The organism is Sessilibacter sp. MAH3, assembly GCF_054658275.1.
This window is the reverse complement of sequence record NZ_BAAGIE010000001.1, coordinates 14,073-37,483: the sequence shown is the minus strand read 5'-3', so window position 1 is coordinate 37,483 and position 23,411 is coordinate 14,073. Positions and strand designations below refer to the sequence as shown.

General features: G+C 41.5%; 23 protein-coding genes. 10 read left to right on the top strand and 13 right to left on the bottom strand.

Features of this window, described 5'->3' with window-relative positions; all coding sequences use genetic code 11:
* Nucleotides 1-30 precede the first annotated feature (30 nt).
* The 5 genes from ACYQ2C_RS00195 to ACYQ2C_RS00175 all read left to right on the top strand — a co-directional run bounded on the left by ACYQ2C_RS00195 (nucleotide 31) and on the right by ACYQ2C_RS00175 (nucleotide 4,887).
* Nucleotides 31-849 (top strand): HDOD domain-containing protein, encoded by an 819-nt coding sequence (locus ACYQ2C_RS00195; protein WP_460098821.1) that lies wholly within the window; start codon nucleotides 31-33, stop codon nucleotides 847-849.
* Between the two features lie 353 nt (nucleotides 850-1,202).
* Nucleotides 1,203-2,480, top strand: coding sequence for an aminotransferase class I/II-fold pyridoxal phosphate-dependent enzyme (locus ACYQ2C_RS00190; RefSeq protein ID WP_460098818.1), 1,278 nt, complete (start codon nucleotides 1,203-1,205; stop codon nucleotides 2,478-2,480).
* 217 nt (nucleotides 2,481-2,697) lie between these two features.
* Nucleotides 2,698-3,213: a TrmH family RNA methyltransferase gene (locus ACYQ2C_RS00185; protein WP_460098815.1), complete on the top strand. Its 516-nt coding sequence runs from the start codon at nucleotides 2,698-2,700 to the stop codon at nucleotides 3,211-3,213.
* Nucleotides 3,214-3,619: 406 nt separating this feature from the next.
* Entirely contained in the window at nucleotides 3,620-3,973 is a 354-nt protein-coding gene (locus tag ACYQ2C_RS00180) for a hypothetical protein (protein ID WP_460048891.1), read from the top strand.
* A gap of 407 nt (nucleotides 3,974-4,380) precedes the next feature.
* Nucleotides 4,381-4,887, top strand: coding sequence for a DUF2059 domain-containing protein (locus ACYQ2C_RS00175; protein WP_460048892.1), 507 nt, complete (start codon nucleotides 4,381-4,383; stop codon nucleotides 4,885-4,887).
* 72 nt (nucleotides 4,888-4,959) lie between these two features.
* Here ACYQ2C_RS00175 and ACYQ2C_RS00170 read toward each other — a convergent pair whose 3' ends face one another.
* From ACYQ2C_RS00170 to ACYQ2C_RS00160, 3 genes are read right to left on the bottom strand one after another with little or no spacing between them, the layout of a single operon-like run.
* Complete coding sequence (locus ACYQ2C_RS00170) at nucleotides 4,960-6,147, bottom strand: MFS transporter (RefSeq protein ID WP_460098811.1); 1,188 nt, start codon at nucleotides 6,145-6,147, stop codon at nucleotides 4,960-4,962.
* On the bottom strand, nucleotides 6,137-6,553 hold the full coding sequence (locus ACYQ2C_RS00165; RefSeq protein WP_460098808.1) for a carboxymuconolactone decarboxylase family protein: 417 nt from the start codon (nucleotides 6,551-6,553) through the stop codon (nucleotides 6,137-6,139). Before ACYQ2C_RS00165 ends, ACYQ2C_RS00170 begins: the two co-directional genes overlap by 11 nt.
* A complete protein-coding gene (locus tag ACYQ2C_RS00160) occupies nucleotides 6,540-7,526 on the bottom strand; it encodes an aldo/keto reductase (RefSeq protein ID WP_460098805.1) in 987 nt (328 codons plus the stop codon). Before ACYQ2C_RS00160 ends, ACYQ2C_RS00165 begins: the two co-directional genes overlap by 14 nt.
* 61 nt (nucleotides 7,527-7,587) lie before the next feature.
* Here ACYQ2C_RS00160 and ACYQ2C_RS00155 point away from each other — a divergent pair, with 61 nt between their 5' ends.
* Nucleotides 7,588-8,520, top strand: a complete 933-nt coding sequence (locus ACYQ2C_RS00155) for a LysR family transcriptional regulator (RefSeq protein ID WP_460098802.1) — start codon at nucleotides 7,588-7,590, stop codon at nucleotides 8,518-8,520.
* A 9-nt stretch (nucleotides 8,521-8,529) separates the two neighbouring features.
* On the opposite strand, the gene ACYQ2C_RS00150 is transcribed toward ACYQ2C_RS00155, so the two are convergent.
* From ACYQ2C_RS00150 to ACYQ2C_RS00105, 10 genes are all read right to left on the bottom strand, one after another.
* Nucleotides 8,530-9,201 (bottom strand): HAD family hydrolase, encoded by a 672-nt coding sequence (locus ACYQ2C_RS00150; protein ID WP_460098799.1) that lies wholly within the window; start codon nucleotides 9,199-9,201, stop codon nucleotides 8,530-8,532.
* 15 nt (nucleotides 9,202-9,216) lie between these two features.
* Complete coding sequence (locus ACYQ2C_RS00145; RefSeq protein ID WP_460048901.1) at nucleotides 9,217-9,435, bottom strand: tautomerase family protein; 219 nt, start codon at nucleotides 9,433-9,435, stop codon at nucleotides 9,217-9,219.
* Nucleotides 9,436-9,450: 15 nt separating this feature from the next.
* Nucleotides 9,451-10,290: a hypothetical protein gene (locus tag ACYQ2C_RS00140; RefSeq protein ID WP_460048903.1), complete on the bottom strand. Its 840-nt coding sequence runs from the start codon at nucleotides 10,288-10,290 to the stop codon at nucleotides 9,451-9,453.
* A 36-nt stretch (nucleotides 10,291-10,326) separates the two neighbouring features.
* On the bottom strand, nucleotides 10,327-11,109 hold the full coding sequence (locus tag ACYQ2C_RS00135; protein ID WP_460098795.1) for an AfsA-related hotdog domain-containing protein: 783 nt from the start codon (nucleotides 11,107-11,109) through the stop codon (nucleotides 10,327-10,329).
* An 18-nt stretch (nucleotides 11,110-11,127) separates the two neighbouring features.
* A complete protein-coding gene (locus ACYQ2C_RS00130; RefSeq protein ID WP_460048905.1) occupies nucleotides 11,128-11,745 on the bottom strand; it encodes a hypothetical protein in 618 nt (205 codons plus the stop codon).
* Between the two features lie 414 nt (nucleotides 11,746-12,159).
* A complete protein-coding gene (locus ACYQ2C_RS00125; RefSeq protein ID WP_460098793.1) occupies nucleotides 12,160-14,064 on the bottom strand; it encodes a haloalkane dehalogenase in 1,905 nt (634 codons plus the stop codon).
* A 12-nt stretch (nucleotides 14,065-14,076) separates the two neighbouring features.
* Complete coding sequence (locus ACYQ2C_RS00120) at nucleotides 14,077-15,114, bottom strand: MBL fold metallo-hydrolase (protein WP_460098790.1); 1,038 nt, start codon at nucleotides 15,112-15,114, stop codon at nucleotides 14,077-14,079.
* Between the two features lie 15 nt (nucleotides 15,115-15,129).
* Nucleotides 15,130-16,311, bottom strand: a complete 1,182-nt coding sequence (locus ACYQ2C_RS00115) for a hypothetical protein (RefSeq protein WP_460098787.1) — start codon at nucleotides 16,309-16,311, stop codon at nucleotides 15,130-15,132.
* A gap of 1,455 nt (nucleotides 16,312-17,766) precedes the next feature.
* Nucleotides 17,767-18,537: an alpha/beta fold hydrolase gene (locus tag ACYQ2C_RS00110; protein ID WP_460098784.1), complete on the bottom strand. Its 771-nt coding sequence runs from the start codon at nucleotides 18,535-18,537 to the stop codon at nucleotides 17,767-17,769.
* A gap of 189 nt (nucleotides 18,538-18,726) precedes the next feature.
* Entirely contained in the window at nucleotides 18,727-19,059 is a 333-nt protein-coding gene (locus ACYQ2C_RS00105) for a DUF1820 family protein (RefSeq protein ID WP_460048912.1), read from the bottom strand.
* Between the two features lie 232 nt (nucleotides 19,060-19,291).
* On the opposite strand from ACYQ2C_RS00105, the gene miaB reads away from it, so the two are divergent.
* From miaB to ACYQ2C_RS00085, 4 genes are all read left to right on the top strand, one after another.
* Entirely contained in the window at nucleotides 19,292-20,707 is a 1,416-nt protein-coding gene (gene miaB, locus ACYQ2C_RS00100) for a tRNA (N6-isopentenyl adenosine(37)-C2)-methylthiotransferase MiaB (RefSeq protein ID WP_460098781.1), read from the top strand.
* A gap of 300 nt (nucleotides 20,708-21,007) precedes the next feature.
* Complete coding sequence (locus ACYQ2C_RS00095; protein WP_460099396.1) at nucleotides 21,008-22,030, top strand: PhoH family protein; 1,023 nt, start codon at nucleotides 21,008-21,010, stop codon at nucleotides 22,028-22,030.
* Nucleotides 22,027-22,485 (top strand): rRNA maturation RNase YbeY, encoded by a 459-nt coding sequence (ybeY, locus tag ACYQ2C_RS00090; RefSeq protein WP_460098778.1) that lies wholly within the window; start codon nucleotides 22,027-22,029, stop codon nucleotides 22,483-22,485. Before ACYQ2C_RS00095 ends, ybeY begins: the two co-directional genes overlap by 4 nt.
* A 62-nt stretch (nucleotides 22,486-22,547) precedes the next feature.
* Nucleotides 22,548-23,402: an HlyC/CorC family transporter gene (locus tag ACYQ2C_RS00085; RefSeq protein ID WP_460048917.1), complete on the top strand. Its 855-nt coding sequence runs from the start codon at nucleotides 22,548-22,550 to the stop codon at nucleotides 23,400-23,402.
* The last annotated feature ends 9 nt before the right edge of the window (nucleotides 23,403-23,411 follow it).

Sequence of the window (23,411 nt, the reverse complement as noted above, 5' to 3'; positions counted from 1 at the left end):
TTCCCAATAGTCAGAAAATTAGGAGCAGCCGTGAACCTACAGGCACTCATAGACAGTGCGGCAAATCTGCCCAGCATACCAAAGGTTGTACAAGAACTGATCGAATCCTTTGGCAGCGATGATTTTGATATTGACGACATCGCCAAAAAAGTCAGCGCCGACCAAGCACTTACCGCAAAAGTTTTGCGCCTAGCCAATTCCGCAAAATTTGGTGGCAACAGAACCATAGGCTCGGTAAACGATGCCATTGTTAGAATGGGTTTTGATGCCTTAAGAACCCTGGTGTTAGCGTCCTGCTTTACCAGTTCGTTTAAGGCACCACCAGGATTCGATCTAACTCGATTTTGGCGCCACAGTTTTATGGTTGCCAATCGCTCAAAATGGGTAGCTCACTACACCAAAGAAAATGCCGAGGTCGCTTATACCTGTGGCATGACCCACGCCATTGGCGAACTATTGATTCATATCATTATGGAGGATCAAGCGGCAGGCATAGATCTTCTGGTTCAGCAAGGTGCCGATCGAGAAGAACTGGAGAAAAGTCAGTTAGGTTTTGACTTCACAGAAGCCGGAGAAGCACTGGCCACGCGCTGGAAATTTCCGAAAGAAATATGCGATGCCATTCGCTGGCACACCCACTGTTTAGAAGCACCGGAAGATTCAGCACTGGCAGACATAGTTGCCATCGCGTCTTATCTAACCAAGCATGCTAAAAGCGACAAAAAAGAGCTGCTTGAGAACTTTCCAAACGATATCGCAAAACGTTTAAAAATTAATCTCGTAGAAATGCTTAGTTGTTTAAACCAGTTAGAGACCGTGGATCAAGGCATAGAGGAGCTTATTGGCTAGTTCAAAATTTGGAATCAAGTACCTGCAAAACAGAGTTTCATTTGTTAATACTCCCAAACTTAGGGGCTCGTATGGGCCCATTTTTTTACTGCTCAAACACGCCCGTCTTATCGTAATTTTCCACCTAAAATGCCGGTTTAAACAAGCTAGTACTAATCGGTGATGAAAAATGCCCCAATATGGGACCAAAGTTGCACAGTGTTTTTCTATTTTTAGCCTTTAAAGCGCTCGAATTCCCTTTGTATAATGAACAGCATTTTTGCATTAAACCCTACTTTTAACAGTGCAATTGTTCAGTGCGGCTCATCAAATGCAGCTTGCGCAAAATTTACTCTTATTTCGAGGCGCTGATTTTGGACATACAAAACCTATCGACCGAAGAACTACAGGTCCTTGAGCAGGAATTGGCTCAAGAGTACCAATCATTCCAAGAGCAAGATTTAAAACTAGACCTAACTCGTGGAAAACCATCTTCAGAACAACTGTCTTTATCTGACGAATTAGACGGCATCTTAAACGGTAATTATAAAAACGAAGAAGGCACTGACACCCGTAACTATGGCGGTATCGACGGAATTGCTGAGATGAAACGCCTAGGCGCCAGTATTTTAGGTGTGGCAGAGTCCGAAATCCTTGTAGGTGGCAACTCAAGCTTAACGCTTATGTATCAAAGCGTTTTGCATGCCTATCTATTTGGCTTCAATGGCCCAAACTCAGCGTGGAATAAAGAAGACAAGGTAAAATTCGCGTGTCCAGTTCCGGGTTATGATCGCCACTTTAGCATTTGTGAAGCTTTCGGCATTGAAATGGTCACCGTTCCCATGACCGAAAACGGCCCAGACATAGAAGCGCTCACCGAATTGGTAACTAATGACCCAAGCGTAAAAGGCATTTGGTGCGTACCTAAATTTTCTAACCCAACCGGTATCATCTACAGCGACGAAACCGTCAATGCCATTGCTGGGCTTGCAAAAATTGCCGGACCTAACTTCAAAGTCTTTTGGGATAACGCCTACGCGGTGCACGAATTGGTGCCAAACACCAAAGCATTGGCAAACATATTAGCCTGCGCTAAAGAGCAAGGTACCGAAGACAGTATTTTGCAGTTCACCTCTACCTCTAAAATCACTCACGCCGGATCAGGTGTAGCGTTTTTAGGTGCATCCGAAAAAACCCTAGCGTCGTTCAGAAGCTCTCTTGGTGTTGCGACCATCGGACCGGACAAAGTTAACCAACTTCGTCACGCCTTATTGCTACCGAATATGGATGCCTTAGCAACGCACATGCGCAAACACGCCGATATTCTTAAACCTCGCTTTGATATTGTACTCAGCACCTTAAAAGAAGCGTTTGAAGGCACCACGTTAGGAAGTTGGGAGTCTCCGTTGGGCGGTTACTTTGTGTCTTTTGACACTCTACCTGGCCTAGCAAAAACAGTTGTAGGTATGGCTGCCCAAGCCGGTGTGAAGCTAACACCCGCGGGAGCGACCTTCCCCTACGGTAAAGACCCTGAAGACAAAAATATTCGCATTGCGCCCAGCGTTCCAAACCTAGAGGAAATTGAGCAAGCAATGAAGATATTTGTGAACTGTGTAAAACTTGCCTCGGTTCGACAAGCATTAGCTGGATAATGGCTTAACAAAATCCAACGCTATTGTTTTATCAACCCTGTAATAATTCGCGCCAACATAAATGTGCGCAGAATTGTTGCAGGGTTTTTTATTGCCATAACATTACGGCAACATCTATTAAAAATGTACAATCAAACCGCTATTTAGAAAGACTGAGCTTTTTTCAAATCTGCCGATTCGGCAATCGCCTTAACCGTTCTATAAAATCTCATCGACCATGCAAAATCAACAACTCGAACACCGCCATCATCAACCTAGCGAAAAACGATTTTCTTTATGCTTATTGGCGCATGACCTGGAATCACCACAAAACGTCGGGAGCTTATTTAGACTTGCAGATGCCCTAGGATTGGAAAAAATATATCTTTCCGGTAGCAGCCCAAAACCACCGAATAAAAAAATCACTCGCACTTCGCGATCCACCGAGAAATACGTCGAATTTGAATATATCGCGTCTGCGCTGGATGTAATTACTCGATTAAGAGCAGACGATTACCTAATCATTGCCTTAGAAATTGCCGAAAACAGTATTAATCTGCACGATTTAGATATTCAGGCCGATGCAAAAATTTGCTTAATGTTAGGCACCGAAAATTTTGGTATCAGTGCCGAATTAATGAAACAAGCGAACATTGTGGTGCATATTCCCATGCAAGGGAACAACTCTTCGATGAATGTCAGCCATGCTTGTGCAATTGCGAGCTACGTTTTGACGCAAAAACTAACACGTTAAAAAATTCCATCTCGTCATTACGGATTCAATTCGACGGCAAAACCATCGATATGTTTTATTAATAACCACAATTTTAAATATAAATAATTATTACCAAAAAATATTTATTTTTGGCTCTTTATTGATTCAAACAAAAGTTATCTTTAATTTCATCGCACCGAAATTGCACAACACCAACAAATTCGCACAAGAAATTATCAAGTTTTTGCAATCGCGCACATTTTAATTTCCACGTTTGCAGACTGATTCTTGGTATTTTTGGATTCATTTTTCCCCAAACATTTATAAATTGATAATTTAAGAACAATTTCCCCAATGGGGTCTAAAACTTGCTGTCGTAAATTGAACTAATAATAACCACTCTAAATTCACCGATCGATCACCACACAGAAAGGGGCAAAACATCATGCAATACACAAAAGCAATTGTAGACCTCATTCAAGAAGCACGCAGAAGAGCACCCAGTGAATTCAAACCCAGCATAAAGCTCGCAAACCCTGAAGTACTTAGTATTTTGCTCGACCTCTATAAAAAATCGACGGACTCCGTGTTTAAAGCATTGGTTAAAGAAGTTTTTTCTCTGGCAGGAGGTGTATGGAGCACCCGCATTGGTGAATTAGAGCAAACCGGAAAAGTTGATGTCGAAGAGTCTTATTCGGTAAAGGTGTATCGCGGTCAAACCCGACTTGAACCTAAAACTGCCAGTGAAGATATCAAGAAGCCTAAAATGGTTTATCGCGGACGCGTAGTAATGGCATAGATCGGTACAGAAACTTGTTATTGCAGCACGGTAAAATTGGGTAATCTACAGATTTGAATCTCTGATTAACTCGTACCGGAATTAATCAGAGAGGATTATCTTCGAATATAAGCCGTCTTTATTATTTTTTAACGACAACAACTCGTCTTAAAATAACTTAGCTAAGCCAATAAAGGCTCAATTCCACCAACCAAGTGCTGAGCTAATCAAACAACCAACCTTTACTCTTCCACAAGAGACCCCTAGTTAGAACTTCCTTCCATATATCGTTAAATCTCTTCATATATCACTAATGTCTTGCCAAAACGAATATAAAGCAGGTAACACTAGATCCGTTAATCAGCAGGGCTGAACTTAGACATTCACTAAGATCTAATCATAGCCAGCACGTTATTACGGGAATTCTCATGAAAAAAATTATTTTCACGATTTGCATTGCGCTATCTGCACCCAGTTTCGCAGAAACACCCAGTGAAAAATCGTTAACAAAATTGCTAGAAGTTACCAAAACCCAGCAATTTCTAGAGCAGTCAATTCAAGATATTGATACCACCTTGCAATCGTCTATGCGAAGAGCGTTATTAGGTAAAGCACCTACCCAAGACCAAGTTGCTATTGCCCAAGACACTCGTGATCAGATATTTGCCGTGTTAAAAGAAGAGCTCAGTTGGGAACGCATGAAAAAAGATCTTATGAGTGTTTATGCCGAGACTTTTACTCAAGAAGAGGTCGATGGTATTTTGGCATTTTATGAGACAAAAGCTGGTAAAGCTCTGCTGAATAAAATCCCAACGGTAATCGATAAAAATAAAGTATTAGTTCAAGAGCGCTTAGTTGCAGTAAGACCGCTAATTGATGACATTCGAGAAGAAATGGTCGTAAGACTTCAAGCGTTAGAAGCACAAAAAAGATAATCTTTTTTGTTAGCAGTGTTAGTCGTATTTAAAGTCGGAAAAATCACCGACTTTAAATACTTACAGAAAGAATTAACTGTACGCATATTTAGGATCGCGCAAGGTTACAACACTGATCAGTGCCACAACAAAGAATACGCTTGCCAATACATAAATTTGCTGAATACCAATAAGCGGAAGAACAACCGAGCCCAGCATTGCACCCAAACCAATGGAAGCATTAAACAAGGCGACATAAACCGAAGAAACCGGTAAGGCATCTTCACCGGCGGATTTTAAGATCCACGTTTGTAAACTTACAAATATCGCCGATACCGAAGCACCCCAAGCAATTAATAACGCCAATACCACTGCGGTACCAAAAGTTTTACCCACATAAGAAATTAAAAATACCGATAAACAACCAACTACCAGCGACGTTACCAACACACCTTTTAGATAACGATCAATAATTGTTGCTGTCACAAAGTTCGCAGCCAAACCTGCAAGACCAAAGCACAATAACAATACAGCAATTAAATTAACCGAAATGCCCAATTCATCTTTTAAATACGGCTCAATGTATGTATATGCCATAAAATGTGCGGTAATTGCTAAGAAAGTTGAAATAAAAATTCGTACGTAGGTTTTATCTTGAGCAAGGCTAATTAATTTGGAAAATTTAATGCCACCGGCGCCTTGAATTTTAGGAACGCTGAAGCGAATCGTAAGTCCGACCAAAATCGCCGCAATGGCTATGCACCAGAAGGTTGTACGCCAACCGGCATTTACACCAATAAAATTCGACAGCGGAACACCAATAACACTGGCGGCAGATACACCACCAAAAATAATGGAAGTCGCCATACCGATTTTTTCAGGACGAACAATTTGCGCACCTAAGGTACCAATCATTGCCCAAAAAGCACCGTGAGCTATAGAGCCGATGATACGGGCGATCATTAATTCGGAATAATTACTCGAAATCGCCGTAACTGCTGCCGAGGCGGCTAAAATAATCATCAATACCATTAATAATCCGCGTCGCGGTAAATGACTTAATGCAGTAACCGAAACTAACGCCGCAATGGCCGCTATCCACGCATAAAGTGTAACTGCCAACCCAATTTGCGAAGGTGGTTTATTTAAATCATCGCCTATTTGCGATAATAAACCAATGGGTGCAAGTTCGGTTGTAACAATAATAAAGCTGGCGATGCTCAAACAAATAATCGCAAGCCAATCGCGAAAACTAACACTGGTGTCGGATTTAGGACTCATGTTCATCTCCTGAGGTTGAGAAGTGCAAAAAAGCTTTTTTTGCTGCTGTGATGGCATTCATGGCAGCAGGCACGCCTGCATACACAGAGACCTGTAAAACAATTTCAATAATCTCCTCGCGACTAACACCACAATTCATGGCGGCGCGCATATGAAACTCTAACTGACCAGCGGCCGTACTCATTGCAGACAACATTGCAACGGTCATCATTTCTCGGGTTTTTAAATCAATACCATCGCGGGCAACAATATCGGCAAAAGAAAAACCCAGAATCAAATCGGCGGCGTCTTCATGAAAATCGTTTAAATTTTTTAAGACTCGCTCTGGAGCACCGGATTCCAATTGTTCCAATATTGCTAAGGCTCTATTTAATCTTGGAGAAATTTCTGAATTAAACGTTGACACCTTTCATCCCCTCTTTCGCATAACGCTCACCAATAGCCGGTAAATCATCAGCCACATGCTCAAGCTCTAATATTTCAACTTCCGTTAATTTTATATCCGCAGCTTTAACGTTATCGGTTAAATATTTGGGGCTACGTGTTCCTGGAATTGGAACAATGTGTTCACCTTTTGCCAACAGCCATGCAAGACACAATTGCGCAGGCGTGCAACCTTTTATTTCAGCAAGATCCTCTAAAGCATCCACTAACCGTAAATTGGCTTGCAGAGCACCTTGCGAAAATCTGGGTAAATTTGCCCGGAAATCACCGGATGAAAATTCGGTCGAAGAACGAAAGCGACCTGTTAAAAATCCCCGGCCCAAAGGAGAATAAGCAACAAAACCGATGCCTAATTCTTTGCACGTTGGAATAACTTCGTCTTCGGCGGAGCGCTCCCATAGAGAATATTCTGATTGCACAGCATCTATTGAATATACCGAATGCGCTCGACGCAGTGTGTTAGCATTTACCTCAGACAAACCGATACGCGCAATTTTACCTTCACGTACGAGCTCTGCTAATATATCGACGGTTTCTTCAATCGGTTGCGTAGTGTCGACGCGATGCACATAATAAAGATCAATTTGCTCGACACCTAAACGACGTAATGACGCATTGCAGGCTTCACGTGTATACTCGCGACTATTGTTGATACTTCGCTTATATTCGTTTTGATTACGTACGATGCCAAATTTGGTGGCTACTTTAATTTGCTTGTCTCTATTGGTTGCTAAAAATTTTCCTATTAATTCTTCGTTATGATGAGGTCCGTACATGTCGGCGGTATCTAAAAAATTAACGCCAAGATCACAGGCTAGAGATAATAATTCTAATGAGGCAGAGTCATCACTTGGTCCATAAAATTCGCTCATACCCATGCAACCAAGACCAACTTCAGCAACCTGTAAGTTTTTTCCAATAATTCGTGTTTTCATGTGACTTACCTAATTGAATGTTTGACTAAAATTATGACATAGTCAAAGTTCGAAATATTCAATGATATTTGGCAATATGATTTCCGATAATCGAAAACCAACCGACGATTTTAGATGGGATGACATACGAGCTTTCTTAGCTGTGGCTCGTTATGGCACCCTGAGCTTAGCCGCAAACGCCCTAAATATAGGCATTGCTACGCTGTCTAGACGTATTGAACGCCTAGAACAAAAGCTCGATATTCCACTTTTTATTCGCCATCAAACCGGGTACAAACTTACCCAAGATGGCTTAATGATGCTGGACAAAGCAGAATCCATGGAGGCTTCGGCATTAGCCCTAATTGCGGGAGCTAACGAAAATACCGAGGTCTCGGGTAAGGTATCTTTAGCAACCGCCGAGAACCTTGCCACCAAAATAATTCTGCCAAATCTACAAGCGTTCAGTGATCAATACCCTAACCTTATTATTGATTTAATTACCAATATCAATACGGTTAATCTACACAGTCGCGAAGCAGATTTAGCCATACGCATGGTTCGCCCGGAGAAAGGCAATTTAACCTTTCGAAAGCTTGGCGAATTGGGCTATGGCTTATACGCTAGCGAAAGATACCTAAAGCAAGACTCTCTTATTAATGACAGTCATAGCGGGCTTGAGAAATACAAATTAATTTCTTGGCACGAATCGCTATCGCACCTAGCACCTTCAAAAGCCATCGAAGAAGTCTTTAGCCGAAAAGCACCGACTTTAAAAACCACTTCGTTACACTGTCAACTTGAAGCCGCTAAAAGTGGCTTAGGTGTTGCTTTCGTACCCCATTTTTTAGCTAAACCCGAAAACCTAATTCACATAGAAACCAATATTACGCTTGTTCAGCCTATTTATTTGGTCATTCAAACGGATATCGCAAAATCCGCACGGGTGAGAATTCTAGCTGATTTTTTAAGTGAATTAATTACAAAACACGCTGAGATTTTAAGAGGCCAGTAACCTGGCCTCTTAACTTGCGGATAAAATACGCCAGCCCATATACTCACCACGTTCTGCTAATAACGTGTTCATACCAACTACAACTGGGTTGCCCACCAATTCCAGCATTGGCAAATCAGACATATCATCACCAAACGCCAAACACTGTTTTAAATCAACATCTTTATCTTTTAGAAATTCCTTAATAGCCAGCGCTTTACCTTCGGCGATGGTTTGAATACCTGTAAATTCTCCCGTGTAATTACCCGCACGATCAATTTCCAGATGAATGCAGAGTGTGTGTTTTACGTTTAGGTAATCCGCCAAAGGTTTTAAAATTTCGTAGAAAGAACCTGAAACAAAAACCGCCTCATACCCTATTTCTTGATACTGACGTAAAACCTCTAGCGTGTCTGCAATGAAAAAGGAATCGGGATCTTTAAGCTGTGCCAACATCCATTGTTGGCCACACTCAGTCAATTCACTAGGATCTTCGCCTTTAAAGAATTGATAATACACTCGATTTAATACAGAACGGGATGTACCAGACTGTCTTAATTCCGCAAAATGCGCTTCAAAATAAGCAAGTCGTTCAGGATCTTTTTTAATGTTCAAAGCCCAATGGCAAAAAAAAGCGAACATACTTTTCATGTGAATTAACGTCTCATCAACGTCGAAAAACATAAATCGAATGGTATTCATGACATTGCTTCCGGGTTAATAGTTTTTTCGACGACTGAGAATCTGAAATTCCGGATCGCTTCCTACCACGCCAGCATCGGCCCAACGACTCGGCTCAATCTCATTTAAATAAACACTGATCTTATCCAAAGGCACACCGGTTACTCGGTGGAGAGTAGCGGTCATTTCCTTTAACAGAGTTTCAGCTTTTTCTTGATCATTAATTTTAAAGGTTGAAATTTCAACGACTGGCATATAAAGCTCCTACAATTAATTAGTTTCTAATTCGTCAAAAACACGTTGTTTAAATTTAAGTTGTGCATGAATATCACCACCAAGCCCAAACCGACCGATAGCGCCACCGTGTGACATTTGATAACTCATCCACAAAACAACTACATTAATAATACGATTAGATTTTTCTTGATCATGACGCGGAAATGGATTTTCCATAGTCACCGAATAATAGGCACCACCTTCGTTATTGGTAACAAAGACATTGGGTATGCCCAGAGGCCATGGGCGTGTCGGATTTTCAGGATCGAGATCGCGCTGACGCAAACTCATAATGGTGTACAACGAATTGGGTAAAAGATTTTCAAATAAGAATTCAAACCGGGCACTACGCCCGTTTGGTAAAATAGAAACCTTTAATTCCCCCTTTGCGCGCATCCATTGAGTTAAGGTTACCGGTTCAAGTAATTGTCGGGACTGACCAATTTCGTAATCTGGAATCGGAGTTTTATGAAACGGGTAACTGGGTCTGTGTTCGGAATTTGCATCTGGGTATTGCTCCGGTGCAAACACCATTGGATAATTTGCACATGGCAGTGGCAGCGGAAGTGTGTGAAGTATTTTATTGCCGATATTTTCCGGTAAAGAATCATCAAACCGCTCGATAATATTATATTGGTCAATATCACCAAATCGCGGCGCAGGCGTATTTGCTGAAACGATTGCTCGGCCCCAGCGGGTAACGAGCTCACCATTCTCAATATAATTAAGCATGCCAATGACGATGAAGTTTCCATTCTCATCCATTACTTCGCTAGGCGGATACAAAGGTCCCTGTGTCGTTAAATCAAGTTCTTTGGAAATAGTTTTAATCATAAGACATTTCTCAGTGAGCCCATTACCCTACGTGCGTTATTTATCGGTACCGGTTTGCAGTCTCATTATTTCTTGCTCGCGCTCTAAAAGCTCAAAATTAGCAGCATCAGACGCAAGCTTAGCTTCTTTCTCTAACAACTGTGACTCAGGATATACTGCGATCGAGTATTCCGCGGTCATACGAACTTGGTCAGACTGAATAATTTCCATGTACAACTGGAATTTTTTACGATATTCATTTAAATCTTTCGATACAATTTTGTAATTAATATGAGCACCAACAGGAAACACAAAACCTTTGAAATCGGTCTTCATGGAATTAATCACAAAATAGGTTCTACCCCATGAGTCATCCAAGAAGTACTTCTCGGTAACGGCTAAAAATGCTTGGCGAGTTGCCTCGATCAAAATCATTCCTTGAATGTGTTGCCCGGTTTGGTGATCACACATTAATTCAGAATTCTCATCGATGCTGATTACCAGTGTGTAAGTATCTTGATCAACTTTCTGAGGTTCGCAAATAAGCGTATTGGCGCTGACGCGTTTGTGGCTCAAATTAGATGTTGCCTGATCGGGAACTGATTTTAATTGTGAATCGTCCCAACGTTTTTTGGCTTTATCCAATTTATTAATTTTTTCTACAAGTTCATAAACGGTTTGATCTGAAATGCCTTGTCCTCGGAATAATTTTAACGGGCCAGGAACAATATGTTCAGGCAATTCAAGCATCGCCATTAATTGATTGACGGTCACAGAGTTTTTATTTCTCGTGAAGTTTTCAAACTTATTAGAAACTACAATTAGGCCATTACTGTACATGTTAAGCTCCTGTAGTTATCACGCAGCTGATAGATTTAAATAGGTTTTGGTATAAAGACCATCGGCGCCGCCACAAATAAATTTCTGGCCAGCTTGCTTTACGATGTCTTGATAACGAGGACTGGTGAATACAGCTTGATATTTTTCAGGATCTTCAGAAAAGCCAGATACAAACATAACACCTGGAGTAGTACTTACCAATGAGTGGTATGCGGTAAACTCTTCAACTTCCGGCGACTCTTTGACTACTTGGAAAATAGTATCTTGACGCCAATTTAAATACTCTTGCATTAAACTAGGTTTTACTTCGATATGACGTAACTGTACGTATTTTGTTTTTGGCGTAAAATTCTCTGAAGCTTTAGCAGCTTCAACATACTCTAGAATTTCACGATTAACATCACCACTTAGATCCCCAGAAACTTTCGCAATAACACGAGAATCTATTTTACTGATTTTTTCAAAATCTAAACCAGCCGCAATCTTTTCAATAACAACAACGCTACCGGCTTCAACAGATTGCAAAACACAATAATCAGAGGACTTACCCAAAGCAGCAATTAATTGTTTAGCAACGCTAGCTTCTTTACCAGATTCAACATTTAACTCAGTCACAAGCAGAAAGTATTTAGACATTTTTTATTCCTATTTATTGAAGATCTATTAGAAAAAACCAAACCACACAAAAATAATACACAGCGTATAAAATTAAATCTCTAAAAAATTTAACTAAAGTATTTTTCAAAAATGAAAACTTATGTATTTTTTCTACCACAAAGATTAAGCTTTTTAATCTACAGCAAAACATCTACGCAGCTATTACTCAATCAAATAAAGAAGAATTAAAAATTACAGAAACATACCCAAACTACTATCACAAAAAATATTAAACCTATTTATAGCTTTAATATTTTTTATCTTCATCAACAGAGAACAACCATTAAGTGAATTGGTAAGTTATTATTAGAAACTCTTATCAATCTAGGGCTTCTGGCGACACAAAGATGTATCGCCCACTGATAAAATGATGGACGAGTTAATCAGAGCTTCCTACTGAAGCTTTTGCTCAATCCATCGATTGAGTTGCTCGCCAATTTCATCAGGATAACTTTCTTGCAAATAATGCAAACCTGGTCCGAGGAACACAGACTCTAAATTAGGGAGAGTATTTATAATCATTGAACTGTCCTGAAAATTCCCTTCGGCATTAACAACGCCGGGTTCTGCGTAAAAATATAATTTAGGCACGGAGCTGTTCCTCAAAAAAGACGCATAACCATCTATGAGATCAATACTCTGATTACTGGTCTCACGGGCAGGAACCTCTCTAACCCACGTGTAACTTTGACGAACGTTTTCTACGTTATGTAAAAACGGCTCTCTGTATATCAATTTATCAGTCTCGGATAAACTGGGCTCTGTAACAAATAGGAATTCTTCAATAAAAAAATTAGTTTCAAGAACAAAACTTTCTTGTTCTGGCCTTCGTAGATCAACCAAGATCTCTGGCAAGTCTGATTCTTTTTCATAAGGCCTTACGGGTGCTTCAAAAAAAGAAATACCTTTTATTTTATCTTGATGCTGCGATGCGTAGGTAAAGCCTAAAAGCCCACCCCAATCTTGAATCAAGAAAATAATATTATCGAGGTCTAAGACCTCAATAAACTCATCCAGCGCGGCGTAGTGTTCTGCATAGGTTTGGCCATAACCAAAATCCGACAAACCGTGGTTAAGTAAATCGGGCACAATGACCCGATTATTATTGGAAAGATGTGGAATAATGTTTCTGTATAAATACGATGACGTAGGATTACCATGCAACATGACGACGGTATTTTCGCCCTTACCTTCGTCTAAATAGTGCATAAAACGTCCCTGTACAGGGACGTAATTAGACTTATAGGGATAGCCCGCAAAGGCAATTTGATCTGCCATTAGATTGTAGACCGACAAATCATTAGCGACTCGCAAGCGACCAGAATAACCTCCTGCACGAACAAGCGCTCGGGTTTGTTTCAGATTTTCTCGACCATCAACAAACAAAGAAATGTTCGACAAAACCAGATCGTTAATCTGTGCGGCTTGTGCAATTTCGGCAATACGCTGTGGCGTAGTATGAAAACCACTGGGCGTGTTATCCACTACCGACGCGTCGTAAATTAATAAGTCAGAATTAATCGCCAAATCAATAATGTTGTTAGTTCGGCCAGTTAAATCACCACTGTAGGTAAATTTATGACCTTTGTATTCGATACTGTAAGCAAGTGAGGGCGCAGTAAAGTGATTTACACCAACGGCTTTTATCAGTAAACCGCCTTCGTTATACACAATCTGCGGCGCTAAATCTAAACTCGCATCAATATCAGTTACATCAAAGACAAAATCGCCAGACGCTACAATGTCTTCGAATAATTCGGCTGCGTAACGCTCCGCACCAACAAAACGATCGAAATTTCCTTCGATATATTCACTGGTTGTTGGAAATAGCGGAATATCAGTACCGGCAACTAGGGCATTGTTGCTACCTGGGCCAAATATCTTTAAAGGAATACTACGAGGAGCAACGCCCGGATTAACGCCCGGCGAGTGTTCAAAATAGATAGTTCTAATCATGGCTGCAAGATTAGCCGTATGATCGATATGCAAATGACTTAATAGCACAATATCCAAGTCACGAATATCGACGCCACTCTCAGCTAATCGCTGATAGCTACCGCCACCGGCGTCCAACATTATTTTAGGCTTACCGTCAATAAACACTAAAATACTCGCTTGAGCACGCCCGCCCGATGTTGCTCTTGCGACGCCGCCACCAGAACCCAACACCATTATCGAAAACTCACCTTCAACCTTATCAACGGCGAGCTTTCCTTTTGCAGAACTTACTACTGAAAACGCCGAAAAAACCGTAAACGCAATTATCGCTATAAAATTATTTTTCATTTTATGTAACATAATGTCTCTCCCTTAAAGCCCTGAATTATTAGGCTTAGAAAGCGCTTGTAAGTTAACGAGTAGTAAATCTCTCGCAATACGAATTGGTCCAACATAACCCGCGTCTCTGATCAGCCGCTTCATCTGTGTTTGCTGCTGTACGCCTTCAGAACCAATGGTGAAATGGGTTAGCAATAAATTGTTAGCGTTTGCCATTGCTGAAATCTCACCAATTCGTCCGGGCGTGGTATGAAAAGGATTGGCTTGATTATTAGGAACAGAGGCGTCGTAAATTAATAAATCGGAATCTTGGGCAAGAGTAGCTAAGTTGTTGGTAATACTCTGTAAATCACCGCTGTAGGTGAGTTTTTTGCCGTTATATTCCACACTGTAAGCCAATGACGGCGCAGAAGTATGAATAACACCAATTGCAGAGATTTTTAATCCGTCTTGATCGTAGATAACACGCTCTGGCAGGGAAATATCTGCATCGACTTCAACTGCGTTATAAGAAAAATCTCCGGAATTTAGCACGGCATTAATTTCATGCACATGTCTATCTAAACCCGTTTCACGATCCCATTGCGAATCTAGGTATTCACCAATAGTTGGAAATAAAGGTACATTCGTATCACCAACTACTTCGTCATTACTTGAAGGCCCATAAACGGTTATAGGAATTTCACGCGGAATTCCCGGTGTCACCGGTTCTGAATTTTCAAAATACAAACTCTGTACGATCGACGTTAAATCACCAGTATGGTCAGCGTGTAAATGCGTCAACAATACCAGTTCCAAATCTTTTAAATTAATTCCAGCTTCGGCAATTCTTTGATACGAACCAGCACCAGCATCCATAAGAATTTTGGGTTCACCGTCTATAAAAATAATATATGAAGCCTGCGCTCTTCCGCTTGCATCAGGTCTGGCCACAGCTGCACCAGAGCCCAATACCAAAACAGAAAAGTCCCCATAATTATTTCTATTGTTAGAAAAGTCGTTTACTTGAGCATTAACAATAGAACTCAGAAACGCGGCAGTGATGCCTAGGACTAACTTTGGCATTTTCATAAATCGTGCTCCTAATTAGTTGGTTTTTGATTTGGTGATAAAATTAGGGGCAAAATCAAATGTGCCATCAGATAGAGTATTAAATAAAACGTGAATATCTACACCCGGTCCGAATCGAGTAAAACACGCACCCCAGTTTTGTAAATCTGAGTGATAAACAACCGACAAGCCGACGATTCGTTTGCCAAATACATCGGTAGCAGGATCTGGAAATGGGTTTTCGACTTTAAAAGTGACGTCAGCATTACCACGCGAATCGGCCATAATAACGTTAGGCGTTGCAACCGGATCGATTGGACGGCGAGTCTCGGCTAACAAGCGAGGACGAACTGCCCAGGTTGTGTAAATGCTATTTGGAAGAAGGTTGCGTAATTTATAATTAAAATTTGCCGCGGTATAAGCGCCCTGCTCTTTATCCCAGTCGGTAAGAGAAACGGTTAAACGGCCACGCGCTTTAATCCATTCACCCAATGTAATTGGCGTTGATCGACGATCACTATCGAGTGCATCTTCGCCGGGGCAAGCAACGCTAATATCGTCGCTACAGCCAGTTGCCGTTTGCGGATCTTCCGGCGCCCAAGTGTCGGCGTTATAACGGACGTTATCACCTTGAAAGCCATGTACCGGAGTTTCATGCAATGGGTATTGAGGACGATAAAAATTACTAGCAAGTTGTGATAGTGTCGGAGCAATTTCTGGACAGACAACACCATCGGTATTTAAGTTATGAGCGCTATCGCCTAAACCGGGAATTCTCGGCGCGCCAGATGGCGTGTCCCAGGGCCCAAAAGATTGCGTGAATAACACCATATCCAAATCACTACTACCTTCCGATAAATCCAACTCTCTTACAACGGTATATTCTGCGCTGAAAGGATCATTAAGAACCAACACGCCATTTTCGTCTTGTGGTGGAATACTGTTTTTAGAAATTAGTTGATTTTGGCTCGGGATTACTTCAACCACACCTTCTGCATTTTTTCTAAGTGATTGACCTAGCAAAATAAAATCACCATTTTCATCGGCAACTTCTGCCGGTGGCCATATGGCGCCTTGGGTTGATAATGGCAAATCGATGCTGATGGTATTTCCGTTATTTGGTCTGTTTAAATCCACACTCTCTTGAGCCAATGCTACAGTGCTTAAGGCCAATGATAATAACGAAACTTTAAACGCAGCAAGTCGAACTGTGTTCATTTTCTTCTCCTTTATTTATTTTTCAGCAAGAAAAAATCAGAATATTTCCTAAACGCAAACAATCCATTCACGACATCGGAACTAAGAAATTAATTTAATGGGCAACCTAAAAAATATCGCAAAGATTTTTAAGGCAAAAAAATCCTACTACGCTAGACCATCAAAATATTCACCAAATTAAATGAATTAATTTTCCGACACTGAAAAACGCAAGAATAAATGAGAAAAGAAAAAACCAACTCCAATCGAATTAGCTTTAATTAAAGACAGTCATAGAATAATTTAAAAAAACGCAGACATTTGAAGAAGTTTTTATAAATCAACTGTCATGATGCCCAACTCCAGTGATAAAAGTCACAAAAACACTTCTTAAATATACAAATTACATGGATATATCGATACTTTTGAATAATCACGTTAAATAAGGTGACTAATTTTGAGCAAAAACAGTCAAAAAAATCAGCGATCGTTAATTAAAATTATCAGCGTGATTTAAAAACAAAAAATACGGTTTGATTTAAAGCATCAATTCAATTCCAAAAATATTGGCAAACTCAAAAGAATCAAACTTGCGGAAATAACTCCCCACAATTATAATTGCGCTCAAGATCACAAAAGATATAAACCACCTAAAAAAATTAATCTTCGTCATAAAAAGTGGAATTTTCTTTGGACCATTTTCACAAACACCCTGTTATCAAATTTATAACACCACTATAAAAAACAAAAAAATTTATAAATAACTTTAAAAAAATAAAAATCTATTTTTCAAAAATAATTCTAACAGCAAACAGTTACAAACCCAGCACCAGCATTATTGAAATAAAAAAAATTCCACTTAGAACTTTAAATCCTCATCTTAAAATACTGCTTTATTTTTTAAATAAACCATTCAAGTAAATTCAATATTGCAAAAACACAAATAAACTTGCTCAGCAAAAAAATCATTCAACAAAACCACCTACGAAAAACCTTCAAAAAAAATTAGAAGAATAGTTCCCACAATATAGAAGCGAAAAATTAATGCTTTTATTTTGTAAAAATCAAAACAAAAGGAATTAGAAATTCTGGTTAGATCAAAGTCGCTTACAACACAAAAATGTACCGACAACGAGAAAGATTGAGAGCAATCAAAATGAGAAAGTAATTAGAAGTCACACCTATCGGTTTCTGCCCTTTGATTAAATCACAGAAGAATCAATCACAGGTTACGGCTATACAGATTCAAGAAAATTCGTAGCATCAAATATTTTTTTGTTTAATGTTGATGAATCATGAATAGGAAACCCCAATTAACCTAGAGTTTCCGGCGGCACAAGGACGTACTGCTAAATTCAAGAGCGGTAAAAGATTGAAATTGTGAAAAATTGGAAATTGCCTTGTTAACTTCTTTCCTCTGATTAAATCAGCAATGAGTTAATCAGAGGTTCCCACAGAATGACGCAATTTACCTATTTAATCGTTTAGAAAGGTTGCGGTTAAACGAGCAACCATATTGGGTTTTTCGGCGTGCAACCAATGCCCAGTTCCTGTAACAACTTTTAAATCTGCATTAGGGAATCGTTTTGCTACTTCAGGTCGATGCTCGGGCAGCAAATAATCTGAGTGCTCACCTTTTAAAAATAAAATGGGATTTAGATATTGCTTGTCTGAGCGATTTGCACCAATGATGTGTGAATAATTAACTTGTAATGCTTTAACATTTGCTCGCCAAGCAAAATGGCCCGATTCTGTTTTGTATAAATTCTTTAATATAAAACTGCGTACCGGAGGCTCTTTAATAAAGTTAGCGAGTACATCGTCAACATCCTTTCGAGCAATCACAGAATCTATATCGACAGCATTTAAACCGGCAAAAATGTGTTCATGGCGCGGCACTACGTAATCTACTGGCGCAATATCACCAACAACCACTTTTTTGGCTCGCTCCGGTGCGCTAAGCGCTAACTCCATCATGGCTTTACCACCAAGTGAGTGCCCAAACAAATAAGCGCTGTCTATATTCTGGCTATCAAGAAATTCAACAATATCACCGGCCATATCGGCAAGTGTCATTTGGTCACTGTGTGGTGAGCGACCATGGTTGCGCAAATCGATGCTGTAAACGCTAAAAGAGTCGCTCAGTAACTTCGCAATGCCCGCAAGGTTTTCCAACGAGCCAAACAAACCATGAACCATCACAAGTGGTTCGCCAACATCACTAAACTGTTTAAAATTTAATTCCATGATTATTTTCGATTCTGTGCCGATGAGTGTACAAACAATGGATTGAGACTAACCATTGTTGTTGATGTTAATCGCTGAGATAACGATAGACATTAACCGTTTGGGCGAATGATACCAAACAGATGTTGCCTTGTGGTTTTAGATGTTCACAAGGCAGTACGGCAAAGGTAAGAAAGGAGCTTAGGGTGACTAGAGGTCGGTTTTAGGATTTTGATTAGGGAACTGCAAAGTAGCGATTTTATCGTTCGATTTAACTTCGCTGATTTTACTGGTACCGGTCTTTTCAACTTCATCAATGCGAATAATCGCCTGCATAGGAATGTATGAGCGTTTTACGTCATTGAATTCTGACTTTAGCTTCTCTTCCGATGGATCTACAACCAATTGCGAGCGTTCGCCAAAAACGAACTCTTCGACTTCGATAAACCCGTACATTTCACTTTGGTAGATAGCTTTAGCAAAAATCTCATAAACCTGAGAGCGGTTGTAAAATATAACTTTGTAAACAGGTGTATTACTCATTGATCAATCCGAAAAAGTACATGCCAAGACTGCGGCGGACGAGAATAGCACATATGGGTTGGGATTCGCTCAAAATCAAGGCACCAGCCTTAAAATCTCTAAAGAAGGTCATCTTAGGTCTCATTCGATACCCACTCCCAAAGAAAAGCTTACCTGCACTGGTGGATGAATGGCGGTACGTTTATAATCCCGCCTCTTTTGTCACATGGTCACAAATTAACCGGAATTAATCATGTCTGAGCAGGAAACTTCATCAACCACGGCAACCGCTGTCGTTATCGAACCCAGCGCAACACCAGCGGCCAAAAAGCTGTTTATTCAAACTCATGGCTGCCAGATGAATGAGTACGACTCAAACCGTATTCGAGACCTGCTTGGCGAGTCTCACCAGTTAATTGCCACCGACAACCCCGAAGATGCCGATGTTTTGCTGGTCAACACCTGCTCCATTCGTGAAAAGGCGCAAGAAAAGCTGTTTCACCAACTTGGCCGTTGGAAACATCTCAAAGCCAACAAGCCGGATTTGGTGATTGGCGTTGGTGGTTGCGTTGCCAGCCAAGAAGGTGAAGCCATCGCCCAGCGCGCACCGTTTGTTGACCTTATTTTTGGTCCACAAACCTTACATCGCTTGCCAGAAATGCTTGAAACTCCGCGCGATAACGGCGCTGTGGTTGTGGATATTAGCTTTCCCGAGATTGAAAAATTCGATCGTCTGCCGCAACCAGAAGCCGATGGCGTTTCTGCGTTTGTCTCTATCATGGAAGGCTGTTCAAAATACTGTACGTTCTGCGTAGTGCCTTACACCCGTGGTGAAGAAGTCAGTCGCCCGGCAGCGGATGTTATGAAAGAGGTGGAACATTTGGCAAACCAAGGTGTTCGCGAAGTGAATCTACTTGGCCAAAACGTTAACGCCTACCGAGGCGCCGATATCGACGGTGATGTCGTTGATTTAGCAGAACTTATCCACAGGGTAGCCGGTGTTCCCGGTATTGATCGCATTCGATATACCACATCGCACCCGGTTGAGTTTTCTGAAGCCTTGATCGATGCTTACAATACAGTTCCAGAACTGGTCAGCCATATTCACTTGCCGGTTCAAAGTGGTTCAGACCGCATTCTTATGGCTATGAAACGCGGCCATACCTGTTTGGAGTACAAATCCAAGCTGCGCAAGCTCAAGAAAATTCGCCCAGAAATCAGCTTTTCGTCGGACTTTATCGTTGGGTTCCCCGGTGAGACCGAAGACGATTTTGAGCAAACTATGAAGCTGATCAAAGACATGCATTTTGATACGTCTTTTAGCTTTATCTACAGCCAGCGTCCGGGAACGCCCGCCGCCGATCTCGCCGACGATACGCCGGAAGAAATCAAAAAAGCACGTTTACAACGTTTACAGCAACAGTTACTTAGCCAAGCGCAAATTATTAGCCGCCAAATGGTCGGCAATACCGAGCGCGTACTAGTGACTGGATACAGTAAAAAAGATCCTGGACAACTTTCTGGACGCACCGAGAATAACCGAGTTGTAAACTTCCGCTGCGATAATCCTGCGCTAATCGGCAAATTTGCAGACATATTAATAGAAGAAGCACTGCCGAACTCATTACGTGGCACACTGCTAACCAGCGAATTAGAAGACGACTTCTAGAGTTAAACCGCTCAGTGACTGATTTTTTTTCTCGGTCATTTAGGCTTGCCAGATGATAAAAGACTATCTAAAGCTCTGATTAACCCATTGTTGGTTTAACCAGAGGACCGAAATCGAAAATGCGATTTTGCTATCAAAAAGACCGGGGTGATTAACAGGCTTCTCTCCTCAGACTTTTTGGTTTAGTCTTTGCCAAGATTTTTCAACCGTAAAGGACGGTTTCAAGAAACATTGAATAACAATACAACAACTACAGAAAGCGCTAACGACAAGACTCCAAATGAAGCAACCGCACCCGAGGTGCAATCTCATTCGGAACCTGTTCAAACTCTACAATTGGTTTTAGAGCCTGCCGACGCGAAACGCTTGGCAAGTCTTTGCGGTCAGCTCAACCAGCACATTCAACAAATCGAGCAACGTCTCGACGTCAGTATTAACAATCGCGGCAACGAGTTTTCAATTACCGGCACGTCCGTTATGGCCGAGAGCGCTTACGCTTTGATTGCCTCTTTGTACGAAAGCACCGCCGACACTGGCGAACTGACCCCTGAAGAAGTGCACCTAGCGCTTCAACAGTCGAGCATAGAAGCCCTTGCCAGAAAGGCAGATCCGCAAACCGAAGGCGCCGCCGACGGTCAGGTGATTATCAAAACCAAAAAAGGTACGGTAAAACCGCGCGGAAAAAACCAACAACGCTATGTTCGCTCGGTACAAACCAACGACATCAATTTTGGTATTGGCCCTGCCGGTACGGGTAAAACCTATTTGGCCGTCGCCTGCGCCGTTGAAGCACTGTTGCAAGACTCCATTGAACGCATTTTACTGGTGCGCCCTGCTGTAGAAGCGGGCGAAAAATTGGGCTTTTTGCCCGGTGACCTGTCGCAAAAAGTCGATCCGTACTTACGTCCTTTGTACGACGCTCTCTACGAAATGCTGGGTTTTGAAACCGTTGGCAAACTCATTGAGCGCAATGTTATTGAGGTTGCACCACTGGCTTACATGCGCGGCAGAACACTGAACAGTGCCTTCGTAATTTTGGACGAAAGCCAAAACACCACGCGCGAACAAATGAAAATGTTCCTAACGCGCATTGGTTTTGGCACTACCGCGGTCATCAACGGCGACCCCAGTCAAATCGACTTACCACGCGGCCAAGCGTCTGGCTTAAAGCACGCCATCGAAGTACTCGACGGTGTTGACGGTATAAGTTTTACCTATTTTGGTTCCAAAGACGTGGTTCGCCATCCGTTGGTACAGCGCATTGTCGAAGCCTACGACAAAGCCGAGCAGAAAAAAGCCGAGTCGAACAACGAGTCAGAATGAGCATCCTCTTAGACTTGCAAAATGCCAGTACATCGAATCAGCTTCCCAGCGAAGCTGATTTTGTTTTATGGTCTGAAAAAGCCTTGCAACACGCCGATGCAGAATGGGAAGTTACCATTCGTCTCGTTGATGAAGACGAAAGCCAAACCTTAAACCGCGATTACCGTGGCAAAGACAAACCAACAAACGTCTTGTCGTTCCCTGCCGATATCCCTGAAGAATTGGGCTTAAATTTGCTGGGGGACTTGGTGATCTGTGTTCCTGTTGTCATCCGAGAAGCGCAAGAACAAGATAAGCTTGTGACCGCACATTGGGCGCACATGGTTATCCACGGCATCTTGCATTTACAAGGTTTCGATCATATAGAGCTTGATGAGGCCGACGCGATGGAAGCCTTGGAAATTAAAATACTAGCGGATTTGGGTTATCCAGATCCTTATGTTGAAAGTGAGTAACCACAAACCATGCAGCTTATGCTGAATGCGAAAAGATTCTTAAACAGGAGAGTTTATCCCCCATGAGCGAAGACTCATCGAGTAGTCGACCGTCCTCACGAGTCCAAGAAAAGTCTTGGTTGGACAAGCTGATTTCTGGCTTTTCAGCTGAACCCAAATCCCGTGAGGACCTACTCAACATCATAAAAGATGCCGCTGCCAACCAATTGTTGGACGATCAAGCCGTAAGCATGATCGAAGGAGCCATCGAGGTTCAAGAACGCCAAGTTCGTGAAGTCATGATTCCAAGATCACAAATGGTTGTTATTAAAGTAGGCGATTCTTTACAGCAATTCTTACCGGTCATTATTGAATCTGCACATTCACGATTCCCCGTAGTTGGCGATTCTATTGATGATGTAAAAGGTATTTTGCTAGCCAAAGATTTGTTGCCTTCGTTACTAAACGGCATCGAGAGTTTTTCTCTTGAAAGCATCATTCGCCCGGCGAGCATTATTCCAGAAAGCAAACGCTTAAACGTGTTACTGCGCGAATTTCGTGAAAATCGCTACCATATGGCGCTTGTGATCGATGAATACGGCGCAATCGCGGGTTTGGTGACCATAGAAGATGTACTTGAAAAAATTGTCGGTGAAATTGAAGACGAAACCGATGAAGACGAAGATGGCTTTGTACGCAAGGTGTCTGACTCGGAGTACGTCATCAAAGCGCTTATGCCAGTCGAAGACTTTAACGAAGAATTTGATGCCGGTTTTGATGAGCACGAATTCGACACCATCGGCGGCATATTGATTCGTACCTTTGGCCACCTACCTCAGCGCAATGAAGCGACCGAAATCGACGGCTACAAATTCCGCGTTCTCCACGCAGACAGTCGTCAAATTCACTTGATACGCGTAACCCTGCCCGAAAACTGAAAGCAACTT